Raw genomic sequence first — 4,037 nt, 5'->3', positions numbered from 1 at the left:
CTACCTAGTGGCAAGTAAATTTCTAAATCTGTTTGTACTACTGAAACTACGTCTTTTCCAAGTTCAGGATTCAGCGAAATCGTAAAGATTTCAGGGTTTACAAACTTATTTAGTATCTCCATGTTGCTTTCTAGTAGTTCTTGTATCTCTTTAGATGCAGGTTTTATGATAACATCTATTTGTTTGCTTGGTGCAACGTTATATTCAGCACGAACGTTTCTAACTGATTTGATTAGTTCTTGAATGATTTCGAAATCTTTTATTGCTTTTTCGTTGTCAAATTCAAGAATTGCTTCAGGCCAAGAAGAAATCATTATACTCTCTTCTAAATGAGGGATTTGTTGGTATATTTCTTCTGTTACAAACGGCATGAACGGATGTAATAGTTTCATGATATCTAACAGTACGTAACTTAGAATACTTTTTGTTCTTTGAATGTCTGATTCATTATCACTGTTTAAAGATAACTTAGCAATTTCAACGTACCAAGCTGCGAAGTCTTCCCATGAGAAGTGGTGAATACTACGTGCTGCTTCACCGAATTCGAATTTCTCGTAGTTATAATCCATATCTTTAATAGTATTGTGTAGTTTTGCTAATATCCATTTATCTACTAATGATAATTCATCTGTATCTATCTCGATATCTTCTATTGTGAATTCTCCTAGATTCATTAGTGTGAATCTAGAGATGTTCCATAGTTTATTAATAAAGTTCCATGATGATTCTACTTTTTCAATTTCGAAACGTAAATCCATACCTGGAGCACTATTTGTCGTTAGGAAGTAACGCAGAGTATCAATTCCGTATTTTTCTTTGATTTCAAGTGGATCAACACCATTACCTAAAGACTTAGACATCTTACGACCATCTTGATCACGGATTAAACCGTGAATCAAGCATTTTTCAAATGGTGATTCATCTGTGAATTCTAATCCTTGGAATATCATACGAGCTACCCAGAAGAAGATGATGTCGTATCCAGTAACCATTACTGAGTTTGGATAGTAGCGTTTGAAGTCTTCGGTTTCGTTTGGCCAACCTAGAGTACTAAATGGCCATAACGCAGAACTAAACCATGTATCTAGTACGTCTTCGTCTTGTTTCCATCCTTCACCAGGATTTTCGATTTGAACTTTAACTTCTTCACCTTTATACCATGCAGGAATTCTATGTCCCCACCACAATTGTCTACTAATACACCAATCATATGTTCCATCCATCCAACGTAGGAATGTTTTTTCGAAACGTGAAGGTGTAAATTCTACTTTTGAATCATTAGTTGCGTTTGTCGTTAGTGGTTCCATGTTTACGAACCATTGTTTACTAAGTCTTGGTTCAACAATGACACCTGTACGTTCACTGTGTCCTACATTATGAATCAGTTTCTCTACTTTTGTACATAATCCTGATTCCTTTAAATCTGCGACACATTGTTTTCTACATGCGAAACGATCCATACCTTCGTATTTATGAGCCATACTGTTCATAGACCCGTCTTCTTCCATACATAAAGGCATATCAAGACCATGTCTTTTACCAACTTCAAAGTCATTTGGATCATGTGCTGGCGTTACTTTAACGCACCCTGTCCCAAATTCTCTATCCACATAATCATCTTCAATGATTGGGATTAGTCTGTCAGTTCCTGGGATAAATGCTTTTTTACCAACGAAGTCTTTGAAACGATCATCTTCTGGATGGACCATTAACGCAGTATCTGCGTACATTGTTTCAGGACGAGTTGTAGCGATTTCTAAGAATCCAGATCCATCTTCTAACATATATTTAAAGAAATAGAATGCTCCTTCTAGTTCTTTGTGTTCTACTTCAATATTAGACAACGCTGTTTTTGCTTGGCAATCCCAGTTTATAATACGTTCTCCTCTATAGATTAGACCTTTTTCAAATAATTTGATAAATACATGATTTACCGCGTCATTTAATCCTTGATCTAATGTGAAACGTTCTTTATCATAATCTACACTTATACCAAGGGCAGACCATTGTTCTCTAATGTGATCTGAATATTCAGCTTTCCACTCCCACGCTCTTTCTAGGAACTTCTCTCTACCTATTTCATATCTGTTTGTACCTTCTTCACGTAAACGCGCATCTACTTTAGCTTGAGTAGCAATACCAGCATGATCCATACCTGGTAGGTATAAAGCATCGTATCCCTGCATTCTTTTACGTCTAATGATTAAATCTTGTAAGGTGTTGTCCCATGCATGTCCTAGGTGTAACTTACCTGTGACATTTGGTGGAGGAATCACGATACTAAACGGTTCTTTTGTTTTGTCACCGCTCTTAAAATATCCGCCTTCTAGCCAGAAGTCGTATTTGTTTTTTTCTACTTCTAAATGATTATACTTTTTCTCTAATTCTTTCATTTTGTTTCCTCCTATATATGCTCTTTCTATTTTCACTTAATTATTTACCTTCAAATGGATCATCAAACCATAAATACGCAACACAGAAGACTGCGACTACAATATAGATATATCCGAATAAATCATTTCCATTACTAAACGATAGCGGGATGACTAAAAATCCAACTACAGGTATTAGTGTTGCAATAGCTCTGTATACTTTTTTAGATGTTTTCATACAATAACCTCCTATAATAAAAAAAGCCCGTCCTAAAATAAGGACGAACTATAATAATCCGTGGTACCACCTATGTTCCGATTTCTCGGCACTCGAACCCATAACGCGGGGATTACGTCTATAACTACTCCATTCATTATAGCTACTCCTTAGCTACCTTCAATAACTCATTCTACAAGTTTTCACCAACCACTTGCTCTCTATAAGAATTATGTCATTTACTCCTCTAATTCGCTGTATTTACAGTAATATTAACATATGTATATATACTTGTAAAGATTTTGATAAAATAAAAAGATAGTTTCCTATCTTCTTATTGAACTTTCTTTTCTTCAACTTTTAATGCTTTTAATATTAACTCCATTGGACAAAAACCTGTAAGTGCACTAATCATTAACATAGCACCAACAAACATTGTGAAATAGATCGCACCATTTAAAATATTGAAATACTCTAATAAAACACTTCCTAATACAAAAAATCCTGCGACTAAACGTACCAAAGAACCTTTACCATTCACTACAAACATAATTTCCTCCTAGTAATATTTTCTATTATTAGTATACAAGATATTAGTTCGAATACAAAATAGTTTTTATATTATTTTTTCTTTGATTACTTTACTTGCAATTATAGACCCAATCAATAGTAAACCTACAAAGATTAAATACGATATTGCATATGGAGTTTGGAATGTTTGGAACTCATATGCTCTGAAGAACGTATGATATATATAATAATCAAATCCGTATAGAACTTCATTACTAAGTTCTGTCATTGAGTATTTAATGAATACTTGATAAAACGTCGTTACACCAAGTACTGTGCTAATCCATACTGGAAATATAAAATACTTTGAGTAATTCTTATTATAAATGAAATTAAGTAATATGATACATATTGTAAACACAACCAAAAATAGTGTTACATAGATCCCATTCAACATCTCATGTTCTATATCAAACTTAATAAACATACCTGTTATAACTACAAAATAGATTGATATAGCTATTAATAATAATCTTATAATTCTATCTAACATATTACTCACCAAACCTTCATTTCAATATACTAAACTCATTATAACAAAAAAACTCACATCTGTGAGTTTTATTTTTTAGTTATAGTCCCATTCCAGATTCTAATACCTTTTCTGAAATTATAAACCTCTTTATGTCCTCTTTTAGCAAGCATATGACAAGCACCAGCACTTCTTGATCCTGTTTGACACATAATTACAACTGGTTTCTCATGATCAATTCTGTCTAACATCGTTTGATTACGTAAAAACTTGTAGTAATCAATATTCTTGTTAAACCCCTTCACATGTCCATGTTTATACTCTTGTTTCGTACGTACATCCACAAACTGATATTTGTCTTTCTCCTTAAGCATTTCTTTTAATTCCTCAGGAGTAACATCAGTAT

Annotated in this window: 5 protein-coding genes and 1 other annotated feature; all 5 genes read right to left on the bottom strand. The window is 33.4% G+C overall.

The window, feature by feature from the left end; all coding sequences use genetic code 11:
• Window positions 1-2,393, bottom strand: a 2,393-nt coding sequence (locus AC2LE6_RS08570) for a valine--tRNA ligase (protein WP_484478842.1), incomplete at its 3' end; no start/stop codon positions are given.
• A gap of 40 nt (window positions 2,394-2,433) precedes the next feature.
• Complete coding sequence (locus tag AC2LE6_RS08565; protein ID WP_484478841.1) at window positions 2,434-2,610, bottom strand: hypothetical protein; 177 nt, start codon at window positions 2,608-2,610, stop codon at window positions 2,434-2,436.
• Window positions 2,611-2,646: 36 nt separating this feature from the next.
• Window positions 2,647-2,854: a binding site (T-box leader), on the bottom strand.
• A gap of 69 nt (window positions 2,855-2,923) precedes the next feature.
• The gene (locus AC2LE6_RS08560) at window positions 2,924-3,139 is read right to left on the bottom strand and encodes a YgaP family membrane protein (RefSeq protein WP_484478840.1); all 216 of its coding nucleotides are present in this window, start codon (window positions 3,137-3,139) and stop codon (window positions 2,924-2,926) included.
• A 66-nt stretch (window positions 3,140-3,205) separates the two neighbouring features.
• The gene (locus tag AC2LE6_RS08555) at window positions 3,206-3,652 is read right to left on the bottom strand and encodes a hypothetical protein (protein WP_484478839.1); all 447 of its coding nucleotides are present in this window, start codon (window positions 3,650-3,652) and stop codon (window positions 3,206-3,208) included.
• 68 nt (window positions 3,653-3,720) lie between these two features.
• Window positions 3,721-4,037: rhodanese-like domain-containing protein (locus AC2LE6_RS08550; protein ID WP_484478838.1), on the bottom strand; the 317-nt coding region annotated here is incomplete at its 5' end.

This window comes from Candidatus Izemoplasma sp. (genome assembly GCF_982632705.1).
Note: the sequence above shows the minus strand (reverse complement) of the source record. Positions and strands in the feature narration are given on the sequence as shown.